The sequence below is a fragment of the Kitasatospora sp. NPDC059462 genome, from assembly GCF_042749955.1.
Classification (GTDB): Bacteria; Actinomycetota; Actinomycetes; order Streptomycetales; family Streptomycetaceae; genus Kitasatospora.
Map to the genome: position 1 here is coordinate 23,247 of NZ_JBHYUU010000043.1, position 25,940 is coordinate 49,186.

The 25,940-nt window shown below is 72.6% G+C and carries 24 protein-coding genes; 11 read left to right on the forward strand and 13 right to left on the reverse strand.

Annotated features, from left to right (window positions below; genetic code table 11):
• Positions 1-319: 319 nt before the first annotated feature.
• On the forward strand, positions 320-568 hold the full coding sequence (locus ACFXAM_RS14115) for a hypothetical protein (protein WP_380290824.1): 249 nt from the start codon (positions 320-322) through the stop codon (positions 566-568).
• 101 nt (positions 569-669) lie between these two features.
• On the forward strand, positions 670-1,773 hold the full coding sequence (locus tag ACFXAM_RS14120) for a hypothetical protein (protein ID WP_380290826.1): 1,104 nt from the start codon (positions 670-672) through the stop codon (positions 1,771-1,773).
• A 72-nt stretch (positions 1,774-1,845) separates the two neighbouring features.
• Here the strand turns inward: ACFXAM_RS14120 and ACFXAM_RS14125 are convergent, their stop codons facing one another.
• Positions 1,846-2,607 carry a GNAT family N-acetyltransferase gene (locus ACFXAM_RS14125; RefSeq protein ID WP_380290828.1) on the reverse strand — a complete coding sequence of 254 codons (762 nt, stop codon included), beginning with the start codon at positions 2,605-2,607 and terminating at the stop codon, positions 1,846-1,848.
• Positions 2,608-2,638: 31 nt separating this feature from the next.
• Positions 2,639-3,484: a class I SAM-dependent methyltransferase gene (locus ACFXAM_RS14130; protein ID WP_380290830.1), complete on the reverse strand. Its 846-nt coding sequence runs from the start codon at positions 3,482-3,484 to the stop codon at positions 2,639-2,641.
• 239 nt (positions 3,485-3,723) lie between these two features.
• Between ACFXAM_RS14130 and ACFXAM_RS14135 the strand changes: the two genes are divergently transcribed.
• Positions 3,724-5,175, forward strand: a complete 1,452-nt coding sequence (locus ACFXAM_RS14135) for a N,N-dimethylformamidase beta subunit family domain-containing protein (protein ID WP_380290832.1) — start codon at positions 3,724-3,726, stop codon at positions 5,173-5,175.
• Here the strand turns inward: ACFXAM_RS14135 and ACFXAM_RS14140 are convergent.
• On the reverse strand, positions 5,126-5,923 hold the full coding sequence (locus ACFXAM_RS14140; RefSeq protein WP_380290834.1) for an HAD family hydrolase: 798 nt from the start codon (positions 5,921-5,923) through the stop codon (positions 5,126-5,128). The genes ACFXAM_RS14135 and ACFXAM_RS14140 overlap by 50 nt on opposite strands.
• A gap of 19 nt (positions 5,924-5,942) precedes the next feature.
• On the reverse strand, positions 5,943-7,115 hold the full coding sequence (locus ACFXAM_RS14145; RefSeq protein WP_380290836.1) for a serine/threonine protein kinase: 1,173 nt from the start codon (positions 7,113-7,115) through the stop codon (positions 5,943-5,945).
• A 223-nt stretch (positions 7,116-7,338) separates the two neighbouring features.
• On the opposite strand from ACFXAM_RS14145, the gene ACFXAM_RS14150 reads away from it, so the two are divergent.
• Genes ACFXAM_RS14150 through ACFXAM_RS14165 form a run of 4 tightly spaced genes read left to right on the forward strand, consistent with a single transcriptional unit; the run spans position 7,339 to position 11,483 of the window.
• A complete protein-coding gene (locus tag ACFXAM_RS14150) occupies positions 7,339-8,598 on the forward strand; it encodes an extracellular solute-binding protein (protein WP_380290838.1) in 1,260 nt (419 codons plus the stop codon).
• A complete protein-coding gene (locus ACFXAM_RS14155; RefSeq protein ID WP_380290840.1) occupies positions 8,588-9,505 on the forward strand; it encodes a carbohydrate ABC transporter permease in 918 nt (305 codons plus the stop codon). Before ACFXAM_RS14150 ends, ACFXAM_RS14155 begins: the two co-directional genes overlap by 11 nt.
• Positions 9,502-10,326: a carbohydrate ABC transporter permease gene (locus tag ACFXAM_RS14160; protein WP_380290842.1), complete on the forward strand. Its 825-nt coding sequence runs from the start codon at positions 9,502-9,504 to the stop codon at positions 10,324-10,326. The genes ACFXAM_RS14155 and ACFXAM_RS14160 overlap by 4 nt, the downstream gene beginning before the upstream one ends.
• Positions 10,327-10,385: 59 nt before the next feature.
• Positions 10,386-11,483 (forward strand): radical SAM protein, encoded by a 1,098-nt coding sequence (locus tag ACFXAM_RS14165; RefSeq protein ID WP_380290844.1) that lies wholly within the window; start codon positions 10,386-10,388, stop codon positions 11,481-11,483.
• A 3-nt stretch (positions 11,484-11,486) separates the two neighbouring features.
• Here the strand turns inward: ACFXAM_RS14165 and ACFXAM_RS14170 are convergent, their stop codons facing one another.
• The 3 genes from ACFXAM_RS14170 to ACFXAM_RS14180 are packed head-to-tail and all read right to left on the reverse strand — an operon-like array spanning position 11,487 to position 14,091.
• Positions 11,487-12,482: a mevalonate kinase gene (locus ACFXAM_RS14170; RefSeq protein WP_380290846.1), complete on the reverse strand. Its 996-nt coding sequence runs from the start codon at positions 12,480-12,482 to the stop codon at positions 11,487-11,489.
• A complete protein-coding gene (locus ACFXAM_RS14175; protein ID WP_380290848.1) occupies positions 12,479-13,036 on the reverse strand; it encodes an NUDIX domain-containing protein in 558 nt (185 codons plus the stop codon). The genes ACFXAM_RS14170 and ACFXAM_RS14175 overlap by 4 nt, the downstream gene beginning before the upstream one ends.
• A complete protein-coding gene (locus ACFXAM_RS14180; RefSeq protein ID WP_380290850.1) occupies positions 13,033-14,091 on the reverse strand; it encodes an NAD-dependent epimerase/dehydratase family protein in 1,059 nt (352 codons plus the stop codon). Before ACFXAM_RS14180 ends, ACFXAM_RS14175 begins: the two co-directional genes overlap by 4 nt.
• A gap of 273 nt (positions 14,092-14,364) precedes the next feature.
• Between ACFXAM_RS14180 and ACFXAM_RS14185 the strand changes: the two genes are divergently transcribed.
• Complete coding sequence (locus tag ACFXAM_RS14185) at positions 14,365-16,083, forward strand: NAD-dependent epimerase/dehydratase family protein (RefSeq protein WP_380290852.1); 1,719 nt, start codon at positions 14,365-14,367, stop codon at positions 16,081-16,083.
• 133 nt (positions 16,084-16,216) lie between these two features.
• Here ACFXAM_RS14185 and ACFXAM_RS14190 read toward each other — a convergent pair whose 3' ends face one another.
• The gene (locus ACFXAM_RS14190) at positions 16,217-17,029 is read right to left on the reverse strand and encodes an SAM-dependent methyltransferase (RefSeq protein ID WP_380290854.1); all 813 of its coding nucleotides are present in this window, start codon (positions 17,027-17,029) and stop codon (positions 16,217-16,219) included.
• Positions 17,030-17,403: 374 nt separating this feature from the next.
• On the opposite strand from ACFXAM_RS14190, the gene ACFXAM_RS14195 reads away from it, so the two are divergent.
• Together ACFXAM_RS14195 and ACFXAM_RS14200 are read left to right on the forward strand one after the other, a co-directional pair.
• Positions 17,404-17,964 carry an RNA polymerase sigma factor gene (locus tag ACFXAM_RS14195; RefSeq protein WP_380290856.1) on the forward strand — a complete coding sequence of 187 codons (561 nt, stop codon included), beginning with the start codon at positions 17,404-17,406 and terminating at the stop codon, positions 17,962-17,964.
• On the forward strand, positions 17,961-18,599 hold the full coding sequence (locus ACFXAM_RS14200) for a hypothetical protein (protein ID WP_380290857.1): 639 nt from the start codon (positions 17,961-17,963) through the stop codon (positions 18,597-18,599). Before ACFXAM_RS14195 ends, ACFXAM_RS14200 begins: the two co-directional genes overlap by 4 nt.
• A gap of 34 nt (positions 18,600-18,633) precedes the next feature.
• On the opposite strand, the gene ACFXAM_RS14205 is transcribed toward ACFXAM_RS14200, so the two are convergent.
• The 4 genes from ACFXAM_RS14205 to ACFXAM_RS14220 form a co-directional block, all read right to left on the reverse strand.
• Positions 18,634-19,602, reverse strand: a complete 969-nt coding sequence (locus ACFXAM_RS14205; protein WP_380290859.1) for a Gfo/Idh/MocA family oxidoreductase — start codon at positions 19,600-19,602, stop codon at positions 18,634-18,636.
• Complete coding sequence (locus tag ACFXAM_RS14210; protein ID WP_380290861.1) at positions 19,599-22,289, reverse strand: tetratricopeptide repeat protein; 2,691 nt, start codon at positions 22,287-22,289, stop codon at positions 19,599-19,601. The genes ACFXAM_RS14205 and ACFXAM_RS14210 overlap by 4 nt, the downstream gene beginning before the upstream one ends.
• 132 nt (positions 22,290-22,421) lie before the next feature.
• Positions 22,422-22,667, reverse strand: coding sequence for a hypothetical protein (locus ACFXAM_RS14215; protein WP_380290862.1), 246 nt, complete (start codon positions 22,665-22,667; stop codon positions 22,422-22,424).
• Positions 22,664-23,836 (reverse strand): anion permease, encoded by a 1,173-nt coding sequence (locus tag ACFXAM_RS14220; protein WP_380290864.1) that lies wholly within the window; start codon positions 23,834-23,836, stop codon positions 22,664-22,666. The genes ACFXAM_RS14215 and ACFXAM_RS14220 overlap by 4 nt, the downstream gene beginning before the upstream one ends.
• Positions 23,837-24,107: 271 nt before the next feature.
• Between ACFXAM_RS14220 and ACFXAM_RS14225 the strand changes: the two genes are divergently transcribed.
• Positions 24,108-24,518, forward strand: a complete 411-nt coding sequence (locus tag ACFXAM_RS14225) for a DUF4259 domain-containing protein (protein ID WP_380290866.1) — start codon at positions 24,108-24,110, stop codon at positions 24,516-24,518.
• 34 nt (positions 24,519-24,552) lie between these two features.
• Here ACFXAM_RS14225 and ACFXAM_RS14230 read toward each other — a convergent pair whose 3' ends face one another.
• Positions 24,553-25,827, reverse strand: a complete 1,275-nt coding sequence (locus tag ACFXAM_RS14230) for a cytochrome P450 (RefSeq protein ID WP_380290872.1) — start codon at positions 25,825-25,827, stop codon at positions 24,553-24,555.
• Between the last annotated feature and the right edge of the window lie 113 nt (positions 25,828-25,940).

Below are 25,940 nucleotides of genomic sequence, written 5' to 3' on the forward strand. Positions count from 1 at the left end.
CATCTTCACACGGCCCGGAACCCGCCCGCAGCGGAATCGACCAGTTCAGCAGCAGTTCCCGGATTTCAAACATCGAAATTGACAAGAGATCGAACGGAGCTTGACAACGGCCGCCGGGCGCCGGCCGCGCGCAGGTTCCGGGGCTCCGCGACAGGGAAAAATTGGTCTACTCCAATTCTGTCCGGAATACGTCGTCACAACAGGCGTTGGTGTGCCGTTCACTGTTGCCCCCGAGCGGCCGGGTTCACCGGCCGCACGACTGCAGGGTGGAGAAGTCATGCGAAGGGCCGTACGTGGTCTCATCGTTGGGATCGCGGCCGTGATCGGTGCCGGTGTGGTGACGGCCGTGCACGCCGGTGACGGGATGCCGCTGGTCCCCGCCCTGTGTGTGGACGGGTTCGTGCTGGTGAGCTGGTTGTCGATCGCCGCGATGGCCTTCCCGCGCCGACAGCCGCCGGTCGACCCGGTGGACGACTGCGCGGCTCCGCCGCTGCTCGCCGCCCTCCCCTACCGGGCGGAGAACGAGCCGCGCATCGCCGCGCGCTGGAGAGGGCGCCACTGGCCCTGAGCCCGACGTCGGTAACCGGCCGAGATCACTCCGCGCCCTTCCGGCGGCGGGGCGGCGCCTGCCACGATGGCGCGAGACCCCAGAAGCGAGGGAGAGCCACGGTGCGTACGGTGCGCGTGAGTTCGGCGGTCATGACCCACCCGGTGCGCCTGGTCCAGGCCCGTGAGCTGGCCGAGCGCCTCGGGCTGGACGGGCTGGCGCTCGACCCGGAGCCGGACGGTCCGCCCTCGGCCCTCCGGACGGCCCTGGTGGCCTGGGCGGCGGCGGAGACCGGCGGGAGCCACCACCTCGTCGTCCAGGACGACGTGTCCGCCCCGGAGAACCTGGTGGCGCTGGTCGGCCGCGCGGCCGCCCGGTTCCCCGACGAGGCCCTGGTGTTCTACACCAACTGGCACGCGCGCAACGGCGGCGCCTCCCGGCTCGCCGCGCTCGCCGGCGCCTCCTGGGTGCGGGCCGTGCCCGACGAGTTCACGCCGTCGCTGGCCGTCTGCCTGCCGCTCGGCACCGCGGAGGAGTTCCGCCGGTTCGCCACCGGCAGCGCCGAGCGCCACGACGACGAGCTCTTCTCCGTCTTCTTCCGCGCCCGCGGGCGGATGGCCCTGATCGCCGTGCCCAACGTGGTGGAGCACATCGGCACCAGCAGCATCAACGGCCACGCCACCCAGGGGATCCGGCTCGCCGTCTGCCCCACCGACGCCGCCGACGCCGAACCGCTCCTGGAGCACGGGCGCGTCCTGGAGGAGCCGGGCTGGATCCCGTACATGCGCTACGGCGAGGGCTACATCCGGCTGGTCGGCCAGGAGCACGGCGCGGACGGCGGGCGCGGCCACCACCGGTGGCGCGACGCCCTGCCGGCGACCGGCCTCACGGAGCGCGCGGTGCTCGACGCGGTGGCCGAGGGCATGCCGGAGGACCTGGCGGCGCAGGTGGCCGGGCGGTTCGGCCGCGACTTCGCCGAGGAGCTGTGGATCCACTGCCTGCTGCTCGGCCGGCAGGCGGCCGAGGCCGCCCGCCGGCTGGGCGACGGCCCCGGCGACGTACCGCCGGCCGTCCTCGCCCGGCTGCGGGACGCGGCGGTGTCCACCGCCGGTCCCGCCGGCCTTCCGCCGGAGCGCCGCCCGGAGGCCGGGCCGGACGAGGTGCGGCTGATGTCGGCCTTCGCCTGGACCGCCGTCAGGGCCGGGGAGAAGTGGCCCCCCGCGTGACCCGGACGGCGGCCCCCGGGCGACCCACCGGGTGGCCGCCGGCGCGGCCCACCCGGTGACCTCCGGCGTGACCTACCCGGTGACGTCCGGGGTGACCGGGTGGGTGATCCACACCGCGGGCTCCCAGTAGGAGCCGAGGTCCCGCTCGCGCTCGATCCGCAGGGTGGACAGGCCCGCCGGGAAGACGTAGTCGCCGTCCTCCGGGTAGGCGAGGCCGGTCCAGCGCTCCCATTCGGCCACCGTGCCGGTGATCCGCGAGGAACGCTCGGAGGCGCCGGCGATCGCGCCGCCGGCGCCCACCTGGGTACGGATCCACGGGTCGAACGGAGCCCCGTCCTCACGCCGCCAGGCCGCGTAGCGCTCGATCGGCACCAGCGGGTAGCGGTCCTTCCAGGTGGGCCGCACGGGCACCAGCACCGTCGACAGGCCGGCCCGCCGCGCGACCTCGCGCATCCCGCCGAGGAGCAGGCTGGACAGGCCCCGGCGCTGGTAGTCCTCCGCGACCTCGATGCCCAGCGCGCACAGGGCGCCGGGGGTCCGGCCCGCCTCGCGGTCCGCGAAGGCCCGGGCGATCGAGTCGTCCAGCCCGGGGCCGAGGTCGGCCCCGGTGCCGTCCCAGGTGCGCGGCAGCGAGCGGCCGGCGCCCGCCACCTCCTCGCGCTCGTCGTCGTACAGGACGAACTGGCACTCCGGGAAGTCCGCGAACAGCCGGTCCCAGTAGCCGTCGTTGACGTCGCCGTGCAGGTTGTACTCGGGCACGATGCCGGCGAACCGTTCCGGCATGCGGTCCCACAGTTCGGGCTTCTCCGCGTGGGTCACCACGACCAGGGCCATCTCGTCGTCCTCCTCTTCTCTTCTCGTGTTCCTAGGCCGGGACTTCGACGTCCCAGACGATGACGATCGGCAGCCCGTCCCAGGCCGCGCGGGCCGCGTCCGCGATGAACTCCTCGTAACCCCCGGGTGCCAGGCGGCCGTTGAAGAGCGGCTCGTGACAGGCCCGGACCCGCAGCCCGGCCGACGTGAACGCCTCCAGGTACGCCCCGGGCAGATGGACGTGGTTGCGCACGAACGCGAGCTGGTCGGAGCCGTGCACGAAGACGCACTGCCCCTGGAGGGCGATGACGAACGGGTGCAGGTCCGAGACCAGGATCCGCCCGCCCGGGCGGACCACCCGGGCCAGCTCGGCCACGCCTGCCGCGAGGTCCGGCAGATGGGTCATGGCCAGCGAGCAGACGGCCAGGTCGACCGAGTCGTCGTCGAGCGGCAGGCTCTCCAGGCGCCCGGTGCGGAACTCGGCCTGCGGGGCGTGCTCAGCGGCCTTGGCCAGCATCTCGGGCGACTGGTCCACGCCGATGGTGCGGTGTCCCCGCGCGACCAGCGCGCCGGCCTGGCGCCCGGTGCCGCAGGCGGCGTCCAGGGCGGTGCCCACGGGGAGGGTGTCGACGATCCCGTGCAGCACGGGCTCCTCGACCTCGATGAACGAGTTGGGCAGCGAGTCGTAGATCGTCGACCAGGACGCGTAGCCCTCGGACAGGCCCAGCTCGCTGACGTCGGTGCCCCCGGCCGGCAGCTCGGCGTCACCGGCCACGAAGCGCCGGATGTCCTCGACGCGTTCCTTGAGGAACTTCTCGTCCCCGTCCATGGCGTGGCGCAGCAGCGCCAGGCCCTCGATTCCGAGGACGAGTTCCCTCACCCGGAATTCATTGCTCATGCGAAGCCTCGTTCCTGGCCTGAGCCGAAGGATTTGCGACAGCCGGGCCGGCCCGGCTGAATTCCGGTTACCCGGCCGGGCCGTAGAGGATTCTCCCGGTCCGCTTCGCTGTCCGAAAGGCGGCGCTGAATGTCCGGTTCCACGGCACCGATTGCCGGGAATTCCCGGCACCGCCTACGATGGCGGGCCGAAGCCGCCGGACACCTATTCACCGGCCGCTCGCTCTGCTGGGAGGCGGAATGACAGAGGGATATCTCGGCAGGGAAAGCGTCGTCCCCGGGGAGGAGCTGACCGTCCACGTCTCCACCGACGCCGCGCGGTTCCGGCTGAGGTTCTACCGGCTGGGCGAGGGCGTGGAACTGCTCGCGGAGAGCGGCCCGTACCCGGGGTCGCGGCACCCGGCGCCCCCGCACCCCGACGGCGTGCCCGGCCGGGTCTCGCCCGCCCACGACTGGGACTGGCCGCCGCTGACCGTGCCCGTGCCGGAGCACTGGACGCCCGGCATGCACCTGGTCCAGTTCGTCGAGGACGGCGAGGACCCGCCGCTGCTGGACGCCGCGAGCATCGAGGGCCCCGCCCGCGAGTTCTTCGTCGTACGGCCCCGGCGGGCCGGCAGCGGCTCGCGCATCCTCTACAAGAAGTCGACGTACACCCGGCACGCCTACAACCGCTCCGACCGCCCGGGCGAGGAACGCGCCGTCAGCCTCTACGACCACCCGGTGTACCTGCCGGACGGCGATCCCCCCGGGCACAAAGTGAGCCTGCACCGGCCCGGCGGAATCATCGACCTGGCCTACTGGGACGCCCCTTTCATCGCCTGGCTGGAGCGCAACGGCTACCCGGTGGAATTCTGCACGGATCTCGATCTGCACGAGGATCCGGAGCTGCTGTCGTCGTACGATCTGCTGCTCAGCGTCGGCCATGACGAATACTGGAGCGAGGCGATGCGCGACCAGGCCGAGCGATTCGTCCGGGGCGGCGGGAACATCGCTTTCCTGAGCGCCAACACCTGTTGGTGGCGCATTCATCCGACCGACCGGAACACCGCTTTCGTCTCGGACACCGACCACCACGTCGGGGACGCGTATCCGCACCTTCCGGCGACCGACCAGTGGTGGCCGGAGCCGCCGAACGGCGTGGGCCGCCCGGAGAACTCCCTCACCGGCGTGAGTTTCCGCAACGGCGGCATGTGGGCGAGCGCCGGGGGGTGGCCCGGGGACCGTCCGCGCGAGGGGTACACCGTGCAGCACGCCGACCACTGGGTCTTCGCCGGCACCGGGCTGCGCGACGGCTCCGACGGCGGTGAGCCCGACCGGCTCGGCGCGGGCACCACGCTGATCGGGTACGAGTGCGACGGCGCCGCCTACGCCCGGGACGAGCACGGCGTCGCCCGCGCCACCGGCGAGGACGGCACCCCGGACTCCTTCCTCATCCTGGGCATCCACGTGCTCGAACCGGTCCACGAGGACTTCCACGACTTCAAGTGGAGCCACTGGAACGGTCCGGCCCGGGAGGCCGGCATCACCAGCCCCCGGGCCGCGACCATGGGCGTCTACACCGCCGGCGGCACCGTGTTCTCCGCGGGCACCACCGACTGGCCGGTGGTCTGCGGGAACGACCAGGACGCCGGCGTCGTCCGGGTCACCCGCAACCTGCTGGACCGGCTGCGGCACCGCTCGGCACGAGACTGAGCAACTCGTCCAGCCCGCGGATCCGGGCCGCCCCGTCCGGCAGGGGCGGCTCGGAGCCGAGCACCGCCGGGTCGGGCCGGCACAGGTGAACGGCCCGCATCCCGGCCCCGACCGGGCCGAGCACATCGGGCGCCCACATGTCGCCGACGAACAGCACCTGCCGGGCCGGCAGGGCGCACCGCTCCAGCAGCACCCGGTAGATCAGCGGATGCGGCTTGCGCGCGCCCGCCCGGGCGGAGCCCACCACGACGTCGGCCGCCCCGCCGAGGCCGACCTCCTCCAGGCAGTCCTCCAGGTTCCAGAACCAGTTGGAGCAGATGCCGACCAGCAGCCCCCGGGCGCGGAGCTCCCCGAGGACACGGCGGGTGTCCTCGAAGAGCTCCAGCCGGACGGCCTTCATGGCGCGGTCGAGCTCCCCGACCAGTCCCTCCAGTTCCCGCTCCGGCACCCCACAACCGCGGGCCCTGCGCCGGAGCCGGTCCAACTCCCAATGGTGGTAGGCGGATTGGCTGACCGAGTGGGCCGCGTGATGCTCGCCCTCGGCGGGGCCCACCGTCCACTGGTCGCCCCAGCGGGCGCCCTGGGCGGACAGGCCCCGGCGGTCGAAGATCGCACGGTGTTCGGGCGGCAGCGGCTCGACCATCCGCGCCAGCGTCCCGTAGAAGTCGAAGACGACGGCGCGGACCTGCGGCGGCGCGTCCGGAGACGCCCCGGGCGGCACGACGGGCCGGGCGGGAACCGGAGGCACGGACGGCACCGGCCCGGCCTCAGTACCGGCCGTGCCGGCGCGGGAAGTAGTCCTGCAGCGTGCCTTCCCGTTCGATGTCGACGGTCGCACAGTGCAGCCCGCCGCCGAACGGCCCGACCGCCCGGAACGGCACCGGCACGATCTCGAAGCCGTAGGAGGACAGCTGCTCCGAGAGCCGGACCTCCTTCTCCTCGATGCACAGGGTGTTCTCGTCGATGTTCAGCATGTTCCCGGCGAGCCACGGGCTGCAGAACGACAGCTTCGGCGGGTGGTCCCAACTCGCCGGCTGCACCGCCTCGATGATCTCCCAGTCGTTGAGCCGGAAGAACTCCATCAGCTCGGCGTCCGCCAGGCGCTCGCCGCAGTGCAGCACCAGGCCGGGGCGCAGCGGCACCCAGGTCGCGTCGATGTGCAGCGGGTGGGTGTTGGTGGAGGTGACCGCGTGCACCCGGTGGTCGGGGAAGTGGCGCTTGAGCCACTGGTAGCCGCTGCGGTTGGTGACGAAGGACAGCTGGACGAAGAGGTCCTTGCCGAAGCGGGCGACGTCGGCGGCGTCGAACAGCGGCTCGGCCTCGGTCAGCACCAGGTCGTAGTCGCGGACCCGGGCCAGCTGCTCCTCGGTCGGCAGGTCGTTGTAGGTGTCCCAGAACTTGGTGTTGTAGGAGGCGTCGGTGAGCCGCGGCTTGGGTGCGGCCTCCCAGCGCATGTGCTCGTCGGAGTCGAACAGGTTCTGCAGCAGGGGCCGGTAGGCGAGGTACTCGTGCCAGCGGCTGCGGTAGGACATGGTCGCTTCCAGGACCTCGTTGCCGACGGTCAGCAGCAGGTCGCGGGGCGGCATGCAGCCGAACATGGAGTCCTGGCTCCACTCGGGCGTGGACACCTTCTGGTTGAAGTCGATCGGGGTGGGGCGGTCCACCCGGATGCCGCGGCGGGTCAGCATCCCGGCGAAGTTGTCGAGCTGCTCCTCCGCCTCGGCCACCATGTCCTCGGGCATCGGGCCGAAGGTGCCCAGGGGGAAGCCGTCCTCGGGGTAGTCCCGGCGCACCGCGGGCTCGGGGGCCTGGACCACGGTGCCCTCGGCGCGTCCGACGATCACGTGGCGCAGCGGGTCCCAGCCGTTCCAGGCGTTGACCCGGATCGGTCGGGCGGCGGCGTCGGGGGTCTCTTCGGGGGAAGTCGTCTGCTCGGACACGTAACAGGCCCTTCGTATCGGGATCACGTGGGTGCAGAGGCCTAACCTGCGGGTACCGCCCGGGAGGCGTCAAGGGTTGATCTCTATGCGGGACACTGAACGTCATCTTCCGGCCGAATGTCTGGACCTCTGCGAGTCTTGGCGATCAGACGGGTAATCAGATGGGTACCCCCATAGCGAACTTGGAGACCTCATGGCCATTCGCATGTCCTATCGCCCCCTTGTGCTCACGTTTCTCCTGTCCCTCGCCGCCACCGGCTGCAGCTCCGGGTCGGGTGGCGGAGGCGATGAGGGCGGCAAACTGACGGTGTGGCTGGCGGTGGACGCGCAGGAGAGTTGGCCGCAATTGGTCCAGTCCACCAATGACCGGTTCACCCAGGCCCACCCCGGGGTGCAGGTCGATGTCCAGTACCAGCAGTGGACGACCAAGAACCAGAAGCTGGACGCCGTCCTCGCCGGGAAGAACGTTCCCGACGTGGTCGAGATGGGCAACAGCGAGACCACCAACTACATCGTCAACAACGCCTTCGCCCCGGTGGACCCGGCGCGCTTCGACCACTCGGCCGAGTGGCTGCCGGCGCTCGCCGACGCCTGTCGTGCCAACGGCAAGACCTACTGCGTGCCGTACTACGTCGGGGCCCGGATCGGCATCTACCGCACCGACCAGTTCGCCCGCGCGGGTGTCGCCGGAGCCCCGAAGACCTACCCCGAGCTGCTCTCCGCGCTCGACAAGCTGAAGGCCACCCTGGGCCCCGAGGACCCCAACTACTCGGCGCTCTACATGCCCGGCCGCTACTGGTACGCCGCCATGGCCTTCGTGAAGGACGCCGGCGGCGAGATCGCCGTGAAGGAGGGCGACAAGTGGAAGAGCTCGCTGGCCTCCCCCAAGTCCGTGGCCGGGCTCACCGAGTGGAAGCGGCTGATCGACACCTACTACGTCGGTGACCGGGCCAAGGACAACTCCGACCAGCCGGCCGTGGTCGGCCAGGGCCGGGTGGGCGTCTTCTACGGCAACACCTGGGAGTCCGCCATGGCCACCGACGAGCGCTCCGGCGGCGACCCGAAGCTGAAGGACAAGTTCGGCACCTTCCCCTTCCCCGGCCCGTCCGGCAACCTCCTGCCGCCGTTCCTCGGCGGTTCCACCCTGGCGGTGCCGGCCAAGTCGAACCGCAAGGACCTGGCCTCCGACTGGATCAAGATGTTCACCGACACGCAGTCGCAGAAGACCCTGATCGAGGTGGACACCCTGCCCAACAACACCGTCCAGCTGGCCGAGGTCGCGGCGGGCGGCATCAACGGCCCGGCGGCCCAGGCCGCGGCCACCGGGGGCTGGATGACGCCGTTCGCGCCCGGCTGGACGTCGGTGGAGAAGTCCAACATCCTGCCCGAGATGCTGGAGCGCATCGCCAACAACAAGCAGTCCGTCGAGGAGGCCGCGCGTGAGGCCGACCAGCGGATCAACGAAGTGATCAATGAGCGCTGACCGGCGCCGGCAGCAGCGGCGTCGCCCGCTGCTGCCGTACCTGCTGATCGCCCCCACCGTCCTGGCGCTCGTCCTGGTCCTCGGCTACCCGCTGGTGGACATGGTCGTGCTCTCCTTCCAGGACATGACCCGTGAGCAGCTCTTCAGCGGCGAGGCGCCGCCGTGGGCCGGGCTCGACCAGTTCACCAAGATCCTCGGGGACGGCTTCTTCTGGACGGTGGTGGGCCGCACGGTGCTCTTCACCGCGGTGACCGTGGTGGTCACCGTGGCCCTCGGGCTGTTCACGGCGCAGCTGATGCACCGGGTCTCCCCCTGGGTGCGCGCCGTCATGGCCGGGGTGCTGGTCACCGTGTGGGCGATGCCCGCGATGGTCGCGGCGTCGATCTTCCGCTGGCTGTTCGACACCGACTACGGCGTCACGAACTGGGTGCTGTCCAAACTGCCGGGGGTCGACATGACCCACCACAACTGGTTCATCGACCCCTGGCAGGGTTTCACCGTGATCGTCGCGGTGGTGGTGTGGGGCTCGCTGCCGTTCGCCGCCATCACGCTGCGGGCCGCGCTGGCGCAGGTCCCGCACGAACTGGAGGAGTCCGCGATCCTGGACGGCGCCCGGCCGTTCCAGGTCTTCCGGCACGTCACCCTCCCGGTGATCAGACCGGTGCTGCTCATGGTCACCACGCTGAACGCCATCTGGAACTTCGGGGTCTTCAACCAGATCTGGCTGATGCGCGGCGGCCAGCCCGAGCGGGAGTACTACCTTCTCGGCGTGTACTCCTTCATCGAGTCCTTCGCGGTCAACCGGTACAGCACCGGAGCCGCGATCGCGCTCGTGACCGTCGTGCTGCTGCTCGCCGGATCGGTCGTCTACCTGCGTCAGATGCTCAGGACGGGAGAGCTCGAATGAGGCGTCAACGGTCGCTCGGCCGCGACCTCCTCGGGCTGCTCGTCGCCGCGGTGATCGGCTTCCCCATCTACTGGATGGTGCTCACCGCCTTCCGGCCGGCCTCCGAGATCCTGAGCATGCCGCCGAAGTTCTGGCCGGGCCGCCCCTCCTGGGACAACTTCTCCCGGGCCCTGGGGTCGGAGCTCTTCTGGGACAACGTCCGCTCCAGCGTCGTCATCGGCGTCGGCACCGTCGTGGTGTCGCTGATCGTCGGCACGCTGGCCGCGTTCGCCCTCTCCCGGTTCCGCTTCACGGGCCGCAAGGCCTTCGTCGTGGTGATCCTCGTCGTCCAGATGGTGCCGCTGACGGCCCTGATCATCCCGCTGTACCTGCTGCTGAACGACGCCGGGCTGACCGACAGCCTCAGCGGGGTGATCCTCACCTACCTGGTGTTCACCCTGCCGTTCACGGTGTGGATGCTGCGCGGGTTCATCGACGGGGTCCCGGTGGAGCTGGAGGAGGCGGCCATGGTCGACGGCTGCGGCCGCCTCGGCGCGTTCCGCCGGGTCGTGCTCCCGCTGCTCGCCCCCGGCATCGTGGCCACCTCGGTCTTCGCACTCGTCCAGGCCTGGAACGAGTACGTCCTCGTCTACATCCTGTTGTCCACTCCCGAGAAGCAGACCGTCAGCATCTGGCTGGTCTCCTTCACGACCAGCCGCGGGACCGACTACGGCGGCCTGATGGCGGGAGCCACGCTCACCGCCCTGCCCGTCGTGGTCTTCTTCCTCGTCATCCAGCGCAGGATCGCCTCCGGCCTCGCGGCCGGGGCGGTCAAGGGCTGACCCCTCACGACGAACACCCTGCCCCGGTCGCACCCCGTTCACGTCCACAGGAGGACTCCGTGACGCACGACCGTCTCGATCTCGTCTCCAAGCTCTACCAGCCCTCCGGCTGGCCCCGCATCCTTCAGGCGGCCGAAGGGGCCGCCTCCGACGCCCCGCTCGTCGTGGACCTCGACCCGACGACCTTCTGCGACCTCGCCTGCCCCGAGTGCATCAGCGGCAAGCTGCTCAACCAGGGCCGGTTCACCCCCGAGCGGCTGGCCGCGCTCGCGGAGGAGCTGGTCTCCATGTCCGTCCGGGCGGTGGTCCTCATCGGGGGCGGCGAACCGCTCGCCCACCGGGGCACCCGCCAGGTCCTGCGCATCCTCGGCGGGGCCGGCATCGCCGTCGGGGTCGTCACCAACGGCACCATGATCGACAAGAACCTCGACGAACTGGCCACCTACGCCTCCTGGGTCCGCGTCTCCATGGACGCCGGCACCTCCGGCACGTACGGCCTCTTCCGCCCCGACCGCAAGGGCCGCAGCGTCTTCGACAAGGTCGTCGCGAACATGCGGCTGCTCGCCGGGGCGAAGACCGGCGCGCTCGGCTACTCCTTCCTCGTCATGACCCGCCAGGAGCCGGACGGCCGGCTCGTCAGCAACCACACGGAGGTCCTGCAGGCCGCCGAACTCGCCCACGACATCGGCTGCGACTACTTCGAGACCAAGGCGATGTTCGACGACGACCACCACGTCATCCAGGTCTCCCAGGAGATCCTCGACTCGGTCGACGACCAGCTCGCGCAGGCCGCGCGGCTGGAGAGCGACACCTTCCAGCTCATCAACTCCTCGACGCTCACCTCGCTGCGCCGGCACACCGGGCCGGTCCAGCCCAAGGACTACCACCGCTGCGCGGTCGCCGAACTGCGCACCCTGGTCACCCCGTCCGGGGTGTACATCTGCTCCTACCACCGGGGCAACCCGCTGGCCCGGATCGGCGACGCCGTCACCGACAGCCTGGCCGACATCTGGAAGACCTCGGACCGCGGCATCGTCGACCCGAGCCGCGACTGCCGCTTCCACTGCGCGCGGCACCGCTCCAACCTGGAGCTGGAGCTGATAGGACAGGGAACGGGCGCAGTCCCCCCGGGGGAGGACTACGACCCGTTCCTGTGACCGTCAGTCGGCGCTGACGCCGACCCGCTCCCCCGTCCGGGCACTCCGGCTCCCCGGAGCCGCCCGGGCGGGGATCACGCGTGCCCCGGGGAAGGGGCCGCGCAGGGCGTCGGCCAGCCGCGCCACCACGGCGGGCAGCTCGGCCGACGGGCACACGCCGACCAGCGAACCGCCGCCGCCGGCCCCGCTGAGCTTCAGCGGCAGGCCGGCGGCGTGCAGCGCCAGCGTCCGCAGCTCCTCCAGGAGCGGGGTCGACATGCCCTGGAAGTCGCGCATCGCCACGTGCGCCCGGCTCATCGCCGCCCCCAGGGCCTCGTGGTCGTGCCCGCGCAGCGCCGCCCAGGCGGCCTCCGAGGCCCGGTCGGCCTCGGCCCGGTACGCCGCGAGGGCCGGATCACCGGCCGCCAGCTGCGCCCGCACCGTGCGGATGTGGTCGGCGGTGTTCTTCCGGGTGCCCGAGTCCACCACGACCACCCCCCAGTCGTCCGGGAGCTCCAGCCGTTCCCGGACGAGCGGCAGTCCGCGCTCCCGGCCCTCGATCAGCAGCGCCCCGCCCTCGGCGACGGCCAGGTGGTCCATGCCGCCGCCGTTGAACCGGGCGAACTCGAACTCGTACGCCCACTGGACCACCGAGGCGTCCGGCACCGGCACGCCGTCCGGCGTCCCGGCCACCCGGGCGAACGCCCGGAACAGCGCCACGATCAGCGCCGTGGAGGAGGACAGGCCGCTCGCGGAGGGCGCCTCGCTGCCGACGCGCACGGCCGGCGCAGGGCCGTGCACGTCGGGGAGCCGCTCGCCCAGGAACGCCCACACCTGCTCCGGCCAGCCGTCCTCGGCCGGCGGCCGCGCCCCGGGCGTTCCGGCGGGCACCACCTCGACCGTGGTCGGCAGGTCCAGGGCCAGGCTGACCGAGCGGCCGTCGCCCAGCCAGTCCAGGTCCTCCCCCGACAGACACGCCCGGCACGGCACCGCCACCCGGATCACTTGCTCTTCGTTCACCTTGCCCGGAACCTCCCGTCCGTGAGGAACGCGCGGTACATCTCCAGTACGACCCGCGTGGGCGGGTGCAGCGGCTCCGGCGGATCGTCGAGCGGCCGGAACCGCGCCCGGACCACCTCGTCCGCCCCCGGGGAGAGCTCCCCGGACCAGCGCCGGGCCGCGAAGCACAGCGCGAAGCAGTGGTTGACGTCCCCGTTCGGGTAGGTCACGGTGTGCACGGCCGGGTCGGACAGCGAGCCGAAGGCGACCAGGTCCTCCTTGTCGACCCGCAGCCCGGTCTCCTCCGCCAGCTCCCGGACGGCGGCGTCGGCGAAGCCGCCGTCCTCCTCGCAGGCACCCGCGGGCAGCTCCCACAGACCGTTGTCGGCCCGCTGCTGGAACAGCACGCGGCCCTCCCCGTCGATCAGCAGGACCTGCGCCCCCGGGACCAGCAGCCGTCTGCCGCCCACCTTCTGACGCAGCGACCAGACGTAGGACCCGACGTAGCCCATGCGCGCACCACCTCCCTCGGCGTCCGCCCCGCGGCGGACGTCCACGAGGTCGCAGACTGTCACGCGCCGTCCTCGGTGAGCCAGCGCGGCACCGCCTCGGGCGTGCTCTCCAGCCACCGCACATAGCGGTCGACGCCCTCCGCGACGTCGATCCGGGCCTGCCAGCGCAGCAGCTCCCGGGACCGCTCCGTGTCGGCGTACCCGCCGAGCGGGTCGCCCTCGGGGCGCGGGGTGACGATCCGCTGCGCGTCGGGGAAGTAGGGCATCAGCAGGTCCGCGACGTCCCGGACCGCGGTCGGACGCCCGGTCCCCACGTTCACCGTCCGGCCGGCCATCCCCTCCTCGACCAGCGCGAGCGCCGTCGCCTCGGCCACGTCCTGGACGTGGATCATGTCGCGCACCTGGACGCCGCCGCCGTTCAGGCGCATCGGACGGCCCAGCTTGGCCTGCAGGGACAGCCACGGCACCATCCAGGAGTGGCTGCCCGGCTTCGGGACCTGCGGCTCGCCGTAGACCGAGAAGTACCGCACGATCGCGTACTCGGCCCCCGACGCGGCCCCGAGCATCAGCCGGGTCTGGTGCTCCGCCCACAGCTTGCCGTTCGCGTAGACGGACAGCGGGAACAGCGCCTGGTCCTCGTGGAACATGTGCGGACCGGGCGAGTCGGTGGGGCCGTCGCCGTACACGGACGCGGAGGAGACCAGCACCAGGCGGCGCACACCCGTCCGGGCCACCTCCTCCAGGATGACCTGGGTGCCCTGCACATTGGCCCGGAAGGCGATGTCGGGGTTGCGGGTACAGGCGGCCACGTCCGCGTAGGCGGCGGCGTGGACCACGTAGTCGGCGTCCCGGAGCAGTCCGGCGACCACCTCCCGGTCGCAGATGTCGCCGACGACGAGCCTGGCCCCGGTCTTCTCGACCCCGAAGATCGTGTGGACGTCCCCGGGGTAGGCGTCCATCCGGTCCAGGACGGACACCTCGGCGCCGGCGCGGACCAGCAGGGCGGTGAGCCGGCTGCCCACCAGGCCGCCGCCTCCCGTCACCACGATGCGGGCATCACGCAGTTTCTCCAACCGGGCCTCGACGCTCTCACCGCCGCCGGTTCCGGTCTCGTTCATCGGTGCATGCGATCCAGCGGACATAAGGGGTTCCCTCCGTGAAGACGGCGAACTCTCGAAATACGCGCTCACGCACAGCCACTCGCTTCACACAGAAGGTGGTGTGCCAGTCCAGCATCCTTTGGCCACCAACCGTGACACCAGTGTGAATTCGGCACTCTTGCCAGCCCCGGGCTCGATCCGTACTGTCCGGAATCGATGGCACCCGCAGTAGCAGATTACGACACGAGTGCCATCAAGTCCCCCACACCCCAACAGAAAGAGGGAAACGACGTGACGCGCCATCAGCTCAGCGGGGCGGTCATGACCCACCCCAAGCGCCGGCACGCCGCCGAGCGGATGGCCCAGGCCGCACCTCCGGGCGCCCTGCGCGTCGTCATGGACCCGGACCCGACCGGCACCCCGTCGGTGCTGCGCACGGCGCTCGCCGCGTGGGATTCCATCGAGGACGGCGCCACCCACCAACTGGTGGTCCAGGACGACATGCTGTTGTCCGAATCGTTCTTCGAGCGGGTCGACCAGGCGGTCGCCGCGATGCCGGACGCGGCATTGGCGCTGTTCGCATTGTGGGACTCCCGCAACGGGGCCGCGATCCGATTCGGTGCGATGGCCGGCGCCCGCTGGGTCGGCGCGGTCAACGAGTACTTCCCGTGCGTCGCGATCGTACTTCCCCGAACCGTCGCCGAGGGCTTCGTCCGCTACGGCCGCGAGCGCCTCGGCGGCTGGCCCGACGACATCCTGATGCACCGCTACCTGACCGACCTCGGCGTTCCCCGCTACGTCTCCGTCCCCAATCTCGCCGAACACCAGGACCACGGCTCGATCTCGGGCAACGCCTTCCGGGGGCCGCGCCGTTCGGTCTGCTTCCTGCCCGACGACCGGGCCGGCGACGAGGACCGGCGGCTGACCGGCCTGAGGGTCCTGCCGTTCTTCAAGTACGGCGTCGCGCGCTGCGCGGTGCGGGTCGACGGCCCGGGCCCCGAACGCTGGCTGCACATGGACTGCGAGCAGTACCTGCGCGGCCTGGAGCTGCCCCGCACGCTGCTCGTGCCGCCCACCGGGCCGCAGGCGGACGCGCCCGACGTCCGGGGCACCTGGCTGACCGCCCTCGCCATGGGCCACGAGGCCGCCCGCCTCGGGCTGGACCCCGACGGCTCGGCACCGGCGGTGCGGCCCGAGGTGTACGCCGAGGCGATCGCGACGATCGGGTCCGGCGGCATCAGCAACACCAGCACCGAGGAGCGGATCGCCGAACGCCGCGAGGTCCTGGCGGACGCGGCGCGGCGGGCGCTGGCCGCCGGGCACGAGGCCGCCGCGCACGGTGCGGCCACCGGGCGGACCGGCACCCGCCGGGCCCACCGCCCCGGCGGCCTCACCGTGCGCGGCGGCGCCTCACCGCTCGGCGAGCACCTGGTGCGCCGGCTCACCGACCTGACCGGCCCTGCGGGCGCGGACGGCGACGGGCTCCCCGAGGCCGTCCTCGACCTGACCGGGCTGCGCGAGGGCGGACCGGCCCGGGAGCTGAGGATCCAACTGCCCGACGACCCGCGCCCGTACACCCTGGCCGTGGGCGAGGTCTACGGCCCCGGCTGCTCCCGCGACACCCTCATCGGGCGCATGGTGTGGGACGCCCTGCGCAGCCTGCCGGTGACCGTCCAGGGCAGCCCCGAGGCCGAGGTGCACCCCGTCTACGTGGACGACCTGGCCGACGCCGTCCTGACGGTGATCCGCACCCGACCGGCGGCGCGCACCCTGACCGTCGCCGACGAGAAGCCCACGACGCTCGGCGCGTTGGCGAACGCCGTGCACGCCGCCGTCCGCCCGGTGCCGGTCCTGCACGGCCCGTCGGACGTCGACCTCCCCGCCGTCGCACCGGAGTTCGCGGACGGCTCGCGCCCGCCCGGCTGGGCGCCGGCCACCGCGCCGGCGAAGGGGCTGCACGCCTACTCGCAGTGGCTGGCGTACGAGGGAACCCTGCTCACCGTGGTCTGACCCCTCACCGTGGTCTGACCCCGGCGCACCGGCCCCGCGTCCCTCGCCGCGGGGCCGGTGCGCCTGCGGTCCGTCCCCCTTCCCCTCCCGTCCGCTCCCCCCGCTCCCCCGCGCTCCGTTCCCCGCGCACCGTTCAGGGGCGGAGGGCGACCGCCCCGTAGCAGGAGGCCTCCGCGTCGCTGATGGACTCGGTGTCGTCCGGGTCCGGGCGCCAGCGCGTGGTGGCGACGACGCCCGGCTCCAGGAGGTCCCAGCCGGTGAAGAACCGCGCGAACTCCTCGCGGGTACAGGCGGCGACCGGGGTTCCGGCCGCGGTGTAGACCTGGATGAGGCGGGCGGTCTCCCCGGGCGCGAAGTCCGGGGTGACGTGGCTGATCACCAGCGCGGAACCGCTGGGCAGTTCCGCCTTGAGCCCCTCGGTGATCCGGTGGGCGTCGAAGGGCACGAAGTGCATCAGCGCGTTCATGCTGAGCGCTATCGGCCGGCTGAAGTCCAGCACGGCGCGGGCCGCCTCCAGGAGGTCGCCGGGCTCGCGCACATCGGCCTGGACGTAGGCGGTGACGCCCTGTTCGGTGCCGCGCAGCAGCGCCTGGGCGTGCAGCAGCACGATCGGGTCGTTGTCGGCGTAGACGACCTTGGCGTCCGGTGCGACCGACTGCGCGACCTCGTGCAGGTTCGGCGAGGTGGGGATCCCGGTGCCGATGTCCAGGAACTGCCGGATGCCGGCCTCGGCGAGCCACCGCGTCGAGCGGCGCATGAACGCGCGGTTGGCCCGCGCGGCGGTCCGGGCGAAGGGGAAGACCGCCAGGGCCCGCCCGGCGGCCTCCCGGTCGGCGGGGAAGTTCGTCGTGCCGCCGAGGTAGTAGTCGTACATCCGCGCCGAGTGCGCCAGGTGGATGTCGAGTTCGACCTCCACCTCGCCGTTCCTGGCGGTGCCGTCCGTCATGTGCTGCCCCCTGCTGGCTGGATCGTCGCTGGCGCCGCCCCCTGGCGCGGCCCGATCACTATGCCCACAGGCCCGAACACCCAATCAAGGGCCACGACCCACGGCGGCGGGACCGCACAGGAGGACGGCTGAATTCGATCACACGACGACCCGTTCCGACCATGTTCGATCAGATTTCTGTCACCGTCCGGCGCGCGTTCTGTCTGACCTTCAAACCCTTTGCCCCGCCTTAACATCTCGGCACCTAATACGCCTTAATCTTCCTCCCGGGGACGCGCGTTCCCGCTGTGACCGCCGTACGGCCGCGGGTGCCCCGCGGCCGGCGGCCCGCACCGGGCGGCGGCCGACCAGGACGCCGCGGGGGAGGATGGAACGTGAACGAGAGCGACTGGGTGGTCGGGGACCGGGACCGCCTGACGTTCGACGCGTTCTGCGACACGCACGGGAAGGCCTGGCTCGGGTTCGCCCGCGCGCGCCTGCGGGACGAAGCCGTCGCCCACGCGGTGGTGGAACTCGCGAAGGTCCGCGTGTGGGAGGGGTGGACGCGCATCCTGCGTGAGAAGATCCCCCCGTTCCACGCTTGGGCGATTCTCAAGGAAGAGATCGGGGCCTCCTTGGCGGGCATGATGATGAACGGCGAGCCGCTGCCGACGCAGACGAGCGTCCCGGCCTGGGTCCGCGCGGTGCGCACCGCCGCCGAGCGGGCGCAGCACCTGACGGACACCGAAGGCAGCGACGAACAGCTCTACGCCGCGCTGCGACGGCTCTCCGAACGGCGTCACGACGTGATCGTGCTGCGCTACCTGCTCGGCCTGCCGGACGACCGGATCGCCGACTACCTGGGCACGACCCAGGCCGGCGTGCGCTCGACCGTGGGCCAGGCCCTCGACCGTCTGGCCGCCTCGCTCGGCGGCCGGAGGGGAGAGGGCCGGTGACCACCGAACCCGACAGCGCCCTGCACCCCACCCGCGCCCCGCGCCCGCAGCCCGGCGGCGCCGGCGTGTCCTGGGACCGGCTGCTGACCGCCCCGAGCCCGGCGTCCTCCGACCACCAGCAGGCCGCCCACGAACTCGACCTCGCCGTCTCCCTGGTCCTCGCGATGCCCTCCGCCGCGGACTCCCTGGCCCTGCTCGTCGACGGCGACCGGATCCACCCCGAGGGCGCCCTCGTCCTCGGCGCCCTCCTCCACGTCGCCGGCCACCGCGACGGCGCCCAGTTCTGGTGGCAGTTCGCGGCCGGCGGCGGCTCCTACACCTCCGCGTCCTTCCTCAGCCTGCTGCACCGCAGCCTCGGCGAGTTCCTGGACGCCGAGGTCTGGCGCCAGCAGGCCGAAGCCCTGGCCACCAAACCCCGCACCCCCCAACGCGTCCTCGGCTCCACCCGCACCCTGCTGCCCGCCGGAGTCCTCACCGACATCCTCGCCCGCTGCCACCACGGCCTCGACGTGCGCCTGCCCCCACGCCTCGCCGCCGTCATCCACCAACTCCCCGTCGCCGGCGACGACCCCGAGTACGGCGAACTCCCCCAACCGAGCAGCACCCTCGTCCACGACCTCACCGTCGAGCCGTGATCCCTCCGCTCGCGATCGCGGGCCTGCGATGCGACTACCGTGCCCCGGGGCTCCCGAGATGGATCGCGGTGATCGTCGCCGCGGCGTCGAATCCGAGCACCGCGTCGGGCCGGCCGGAGAGCAGGCTGGCGTAGAGCGGGCGGTAGTGGGCGACCTTCCGCGCCGTCCGGCCGTCGTTGCCGAAGGCGGCCAGCAACTCCCCCTCCCGGGCGGCGAATCCGGTCATGGCGGTGTGGTCGATCCAGATCTCCACACCGGAGCGGCCGAGCACCAGGCTGCTCTCCTTGCTGCTGGAGCCGGTCAGCCAACTGCTGCGCAGCCGGGCCGTCCCGGCCTCGCCGCGGGAACGGAAAGCCACCGTGCACCACGCGCTCGCGCCACCGTCGGACTGCCGGGCGGACGCGGGTCCGGTGAGGTCCACGAAGCGGGTGAGCATGCTGAGCTGGTTCACCCCCGAGTCCGTCCAGCTGGACACGTACGTGGCGAAGGCCTCGGGTCCGCGCAGGACGTAGGGGTCGTAGAACGCCGAGGTGATGGCCGTGACCGGGCCCCATTCCGGGTGTGCGGCGAGCAGGTCGGACGCCCAGTCGACCTCGGGCGAGAACGCGAAGTGGTGGGCCGTGAACAGGCGCTCCTGGGCCCCCGCCCCGCCGTCCGGGTCGCGCAGCCCGGCGAGGGAGGCGAGATCGTGCACGAGCGGCTTCTCCACCAGGATCCGGGCCTTCGACCGGGTGAGGGCCAGGGCGGCCAGTTCGGCGTGGGTCTCCGTCGGGGTCGCGAGCACGACCAGGTCCGGTCGGTGCACGTCGAGCGCCTCGGCGAGGCTGCCGTAGTGGGGCGGCGTGGCGCCCCGGAACACCACCGGCTCCACCGACCTCGGGTCGGCCGTGAAGTCCAGTTCCACGTCCTGCCGTTCGGCGAGCACGGCCAGGTGGGTCCCGGCGATGACGCCGACCCCGACCAGGCCGACACGCACCGGCCCGACGCCCGCCCGGTCGGTCATGAAGCCTCGTCCCCTCGCCCGTCACGGCCCACCCCGGGCCCGGTGTCCGTCGATCGTCGCACAGCCACCTCGGCCCACCGGCCCAACGACGCGGCCGGGCCGTCGACCCACTCGATCCCCGGGTCGTGCCCCACCGCCGTCGGGACACCGTCGATCCAGCTCGTCACGATCGGCACCCAGTAGGTGTTGCCGCCCGACCTGCGGGTGCGCGCTTCGAGCTCGGCCCGTGTGCGACGGGCTCCGTCGTGGTCGCCGCCGAGCACCCCGAGCAGGATCTGGGCCACGTCGGCCAGATTGTGGCCGCCGCGGTAACCGATGCCGTCCGCCAGCCGCCGGGTGCCTTCGACGGCCTCCGCGGCGGCCCCGGCGTCACCGGCCACCGCCAGCGCGACCGCCTCGGCGGAACGGATCTTGACCAGCTCGACCGGGTTGGGCACCAGGTCGAGCAGGTCCCGCGCCCGGGACGCCGCGTCCGAGAGCGGTTCCGCGGCGCCGGACCAGCAGGCGGTCTGCGCCAGGTTGGCCAGCGCCTTCGCCTCCGCGGCGGCCAGCCCCTCGCGCCGGGCGAGGTCGATCGCCTCCGTGTACGAGGCGGTGGCTTCGTCGAAGCGGGCGTTCACCCGCCAGATGTGCCCGATCAGCCGGAGCCGTTCGCCCTCGGCCTCGGGCCCGTGGCTGCGCTGCTCGCGCAGCGGGCCGAGCGCCGCGCCGAAACGCCCGTTGAGGTACTCGAAGTCGCAGAGCCAGTAGCGGGCCGCCGCGTCGAACTCGCCTCCCACCAGGACGCGGTAGATCTCCGCCGCCGCGGTGTAGTCACCGTGGTTGCGCAGCGCGTGGGCGAGGTGGATCTGCACCAGCTGCGCCGTCGCACTGCCCCGCCGGACGCCCTCGCCCGCGCCGGAGAGCAGTTCGACGGCCTCCGCCGCCCGGCCGGTTCGGCGCAGCTGAACGCCCCGTATGGCGGCGATCAGGGCTCGGCACTCCGGAGTCGCGGCCCGTTCGACGGTGAGCCCGGCGCCCAGGTCCGACCACTGCCCGGCCTCGACGAGGCGCTGCGTGGCGCGGGCCATCCAGTCCTCGAAGACCCCGTACGTGGCGGCGAGCCTGAGGGCCGATTCGAGGGCGTTGGCGGCGGCGACCCGCCCGGCGGACGGCCCGAGCCGCTCGCCCAGCCAGGCGAGCAGCCGGGCCGCGACCTCGGTGCGGTCACGGTCGGACCAGCCGTCCGGGAGGGTCCGGTCCGCCTCGACGATGGCGTGGCGAAGCGCCGCGTGCAGGGAGTACGGCAAGGCGTAGGCGTCGTCGTGCATCAGGAACGGCCGGCGCAGGAACCGGGCCACGCTGCCGTCCGGGACGCCGGGTTGGCCGGCCCGCAGGAGCTCGGCCCCGACGCGGTCGGTGAGCGCCGCGGTACGGACCAGGTCGCGTTCCTCCCGGGGCAGGTCCCGGATCGAGCGGGTGGCCACCGCCGTGAACGAGCCGCCGAAGTCCGTGGCGGACGGCTGCCCGCCCCGGGCCAGGAGCGCCGCGAAGTGCGACACCGACAGGTCCAGGTACAGGGGCAGGCCCTGGCCGCCGGCGATGATGCGACGGCGGACCTCCTCCGCCATGGCGGGCTCGCGGTCGCGGACGAGCGCCTCCCGGAGGTAGCTGTCGGCGTCGGATTCCGAGAGGTAGCCGACCAGGTGCTGCCGCGGCTCGACGGTGTCGTTGCTGAAGTGCAGATGGGGCCAGCACTGGGGACCGGTGAAGTCCAGCTCACCGCCGACGGCCGCGTCCGCCCAGTCGATGCGGTTGCGGCCCGTGATCACGAACAGCACGTTGGGCATCAGGTAGACACAGCGCTGGATCAGCCGCTCCACCGTCCGGTCGGCGCGGCCGTTGACCACCTCGAAGGTGTCGAGGAAGACGCACACCGTCGGCCGCCGGGCCGGCCTGCCCCGTCGGGGCAGGTGGTCGAGGTCCCAGGCCAGCAGGTACGGGAAGTACGACAGCGTCTCGTAGTCGGCCTCGGCCTCGACCAGTTCGGCGAACAGCTCGCAGTGGGCGAGCAGACGCCCCTCGCGCACCCGGTCGCGCACGGCCCGGTAGGTGGCCAGGGCCGCGCGGTGCGCCAGCCCGGCCAGGCCGCCGAGCCCCGCCGGGTCGACCTGCCGCACGCTCTCGGCGATCTGGTCGCCGAGTCCGACGCTGCGGGAGGCGCGGCGCAGCGCCGGCGACGAGTCCAGGAAGTCCTGGAGCGTCTCGCCGGGGTGCGCGCGGACCCAGTACGAGGCGAGTGCCAGGTCGAAGGCCTGCCACCTGCTGCCCAGCTGTCCGAGGCCGGCCCGCAGGCGCATGAGCAGGTTCTCGATGTCGCAGGCACCGTCCTCGGAGAGGTCGACCCGGACCGCCACGACGTCGTCGCGCCCCTCGGCGGCCGCATCGGCGAGCAGCCGGCGCTCCAGCTCCTGGGAGAGCGTCGTCTTGCCTATGCCGCCGACCCCGTAGAGCGTCAGAACATTGCGCCGGCCCTGCCCGCGGTCCACGACCGGCGAGACCTCGGCCTCGTCCAGCGTCCGGCACAGGCTCTCCACCGACCGGTTGAAGGCGGCCACCTCGTCGACGCGGTTGGTGAAGACCTGTTGCGCCGTGACGGTGGACGACAGGCCGCTCATGAACGCGGCTCGCAGGTTCACCCGTGCCATCCCGTCTCCCTCTCCGCGCCGCCCCGGCCGATGTCCGATCCGCACCGTCCGGGAGGTGCACGACCTGAGATCCTGTCAGTTAACGTCCGGGAGCCACAAGAAGTCATCACCGCAGGCGGAGCGGACCGGGTGTCAGCTGTGGCCGACGATGACGGAGATGCCCCAGCCGATCGACGCGAGCACCACCGCGAAGAGCAGGCCCGCCAGGGCCTGGCGGGCCGGGCCGGCGGTGGGGTGTGCGGCTGCGGGGCCGGTGGCGGGGCCGGGTGGGTTGAGCAGGCGCAGGCCGAGGGCGAAGAGTGCGGGCAGGCCGGCGCCGGTGAGCAGGCCCACCACGACGATGCGCCAGACCGCGTCCAGGTTGATCCAGGAGTTCACGAGCCCACCTCGTCCTTGGGCGCGACCGCGACCTCGGCGGGGTCCGGGACCACCGAGCCGGTCCACGCGGCGTTGACGTTCTCCGGGGTCACGGCCGGGTGGCGGGAGGCGACGAAGAAGGCGGTCGACGCCAGCACCAGCACGGTGAAGACCACGACCACCCCGGCCGTCCCGCCGATCCCGTTGGCGACCCAGTAGGCCGCCGCGCCGACCAGGGCGGCGGCCGGCAGGGTGAACAGCCAGGCCGTCACCATCCGGCGGGCGAGCTGCCAGCGCACCTCGGCGCCCTTCCAGCCGACCCCCGAGCCCAGGATCGATCCGGTGGCCACGTGGGTGGTGGACAGCGAGTAGCCGAAGTCCGTCGAGCAGAGGATCACGGCGGCCGACGCCGACTCGGCGGCCATCCCCTGCGGCGGCGCGATCTCCACCAGCCCCTTGCCCAGGGCGCGGATCACCCGCCAGCCGCCGGCGTAGGTGCCCAGGGCGATCGCCAGCGCACAGGAGACGATCACCCAGTCGGGGGCCTTCGCCCCGGGCGCCAGGGTGCCGTTGGCGATCAGGGCGAGGGTGATGACGCCCATGGTCTTCTGGGCGTCATTGGTGCCGTGGGCGAGCGACACCATGGACGCCGAGCCGATCTGGCCCAGCCGGAACCCGTGCTCGCGCGGGCCTTCGGACACCTCCCGGGTGATGCGGCCGATCAGCCAGGTGCCGACCACGGCCACCAGGCCGGCGATGAACGGCGACAGCGCGGCCGGCACGATCACCTTGGAGACCAGGCCCTGCCACTTGACGGCCGAGGAGCCGGCCGCCGCCATCGTCGCCCCGATCACCCCGCCGATCAGCGCATGCGAGGAGCTGGAGGGGATGCCGAGGTACCAGGTGGCGAGGTTCCACAGGATGCTGCCGGTCAGACCGGCGCAGACCACGGTCAGGGTGACCGCCCCGCTGGAGACCAGGCCGTTGGCGATGGTCGCCGCGACGGCGGTCGACAGGAACGCGCCGACCAGGTTCAGCACTGCCGAGACGGCGACCGCGACCCGCGGCGGCAGGGCCCCGGTGACGATCGAGGTGGCCATCGCGTTGCCGGTGTCGTGGAAGCCGTTGGTGAAGTCGAAGCCCAGCGCCGTGAGGACCATCAGCGCCAGGACCGCGTCATTGCCGGTCACGCCCCCGAACCTAGCCCGCCCACCGGGGCGCCGCGCCGAACGACGGACGCCTGACCTCCGATCGGCCCAACACCGCGCACGTTTCCCGGCGCCCGTTCGACCGGTCGGGCTCCCGGCGCGTCCCCCCTCGAAGATCACGGCGGGCTGCCGGCCGAGGCCTCCGGGTCGACCGCTCCGGCCTCGGCGGCGGTGCCCGTTCAGCGGCGGGAGCCACGGCTGCGGTCTGCTTTGATGACCGGGACAGACAGCGACACCGGGCGAAGGAGATCGTGTGGGTACGTGGGGCAGCGGGAACTTCGAGAGCGACACGGCCCTGGACCACCTGTCGGCCGTCGTCGGCCGGCTCGTCGCCGAGGTCGCCGAGGCGATGGCGGGCGATCCCGTCGAGCTGGAGGCCGACGAGTACTGGGGCGTCGCCGTGCCGTGCAACCTGGAGCTGCTGCACACCCTCGTCCGGGCCGGCTACGGCGCCCAGGACCTGCCGGACGCCGGGGTGATCGCGCAGTGGAAGAGCGCGTTCATGGCCGCCTGGGAGCGGAGCATCGACGATCTGGAGCCCTCCCCGGCCTTCAAGGAGGAACGCCGGGCGGTCCTCGGCCGCACCTTCGACCGGCTGGCGGAGGCCACCACCCGGGACGCGGTGGCCGGCCGGACCGGGCCCGGGAAGGAGCCGGCGGGGTGACGGACCGCGGCCTCCTCACCGGACCGCGGCCCCGTCACCGGGCGGCACCGAGCAGCACCGGCAGCGCGCGGTGCCCGTTGGAGATCAGCGAGTCGACCGGCTCCAGCCGGGCGTCCGGGGCGAACGCGAGGTCGGGGAACCGCGCGAACAGCCGGCTCAACGCGATGCGCCCCTCCAGACGGGCCAGCGGCGCGCCGAGGCAGAAGTGCGGACCGTGGCCGAAGGCGAGGTGGTCCTTGACCGGCCGGGTGACGTCGAACGCGGCGCCACCGTCCCCGTACCGCACCGGGTGGCGCCCCGCGGCCGCGTAGCCGCCGAGGATCGGCTCCCCGCGTCGCACGGTCACCCCGCCGGGCAGCTCGATGTCCTCCACCGCGAAGCGCAGCGGCAGGTGGGCGAGCGGGGCGTCCCGGCGCAGCGACTCCTCCACCACGTCGTCCCAGCCGGCCTCGCCCGCGCGTACCAGGGCGAGCTGGCCGGGGTGGGAGAGGAGGTCGGTGATCCCGTTGTCGATCAGGTTGACGGTGGTCTCGTAGCCGGCCGTGACGATCAGCAGCAGGGTGTCGCGCAGTTCCTCCTCGCTCAGTGCGGCGCAGCCGGCGTCGGACTCGGTGTCGCGGGCGGCGATCAGCAGGGAGGTCATGTCGTCGCCCGGCACGCGGCGCTTGTCGGCGATCAGCTCCTCCAGCAGGGTCTGGAACGCCGCCGCGTTGGCCGCCGACTCCTCGGGGGTGAGGGTGGTGGCGAACACCTTGTCGACGACCTCCCGGAAGCCCTCGGTCACCTCGTACGGAAGGCCGAGCAGCTGGGAGATGACCCGGATCGGCAGCGGATGGGCGAAGCGGTCGCGCAGGTCCACCACCTCGCCGGGGGCGCTCTCGGCGAGGTCGGCCAGCAGGCCGTCGGTCAGCGCCTCGATGCGCGAGGTCATCGCGGTGACCTGGCGGGGCGTGAAGGCGTTGCTCACCAGGCGGCGCAGCCGCCGGTGGTCGGCGCCGTGCGCGTTGAACATGTTGCGCACGCTCACCCACAGGGCCAGCGGCCAGGTCCGCACCGCCTCGTCGAACGCGGGCCAGTGCTGCCGGCCGTCCTTGGAGACCCGGGGGTCCTTGAGCAGTTCCTCCAGCAGCACGGGGTCGGACACCGACCAGGCCCGGACGCCCAGGATGTCGACCGGTGCAGCCGGGCCGCGGGCGGACAGCTCGGCGGTCTCGGCCTCCCGGGCACGGCCGGTCGGGTCGAGCACCAGCGGGTGGGGCGCGTCCAGCTCGGGCGCGTGCGGGTCGGGCGCGTGCGGGTCGCTCGCCATCGGGTCGAGCGGGTGCGGGTGCGGTGCGAGACGCTCCACAGGGGTCCTCCAGTCGGTACGGCGGGAGCGGTGGGGGGGGTGCGGGGGGGGTGGGGGCGGGTGGCCCCCCCCCC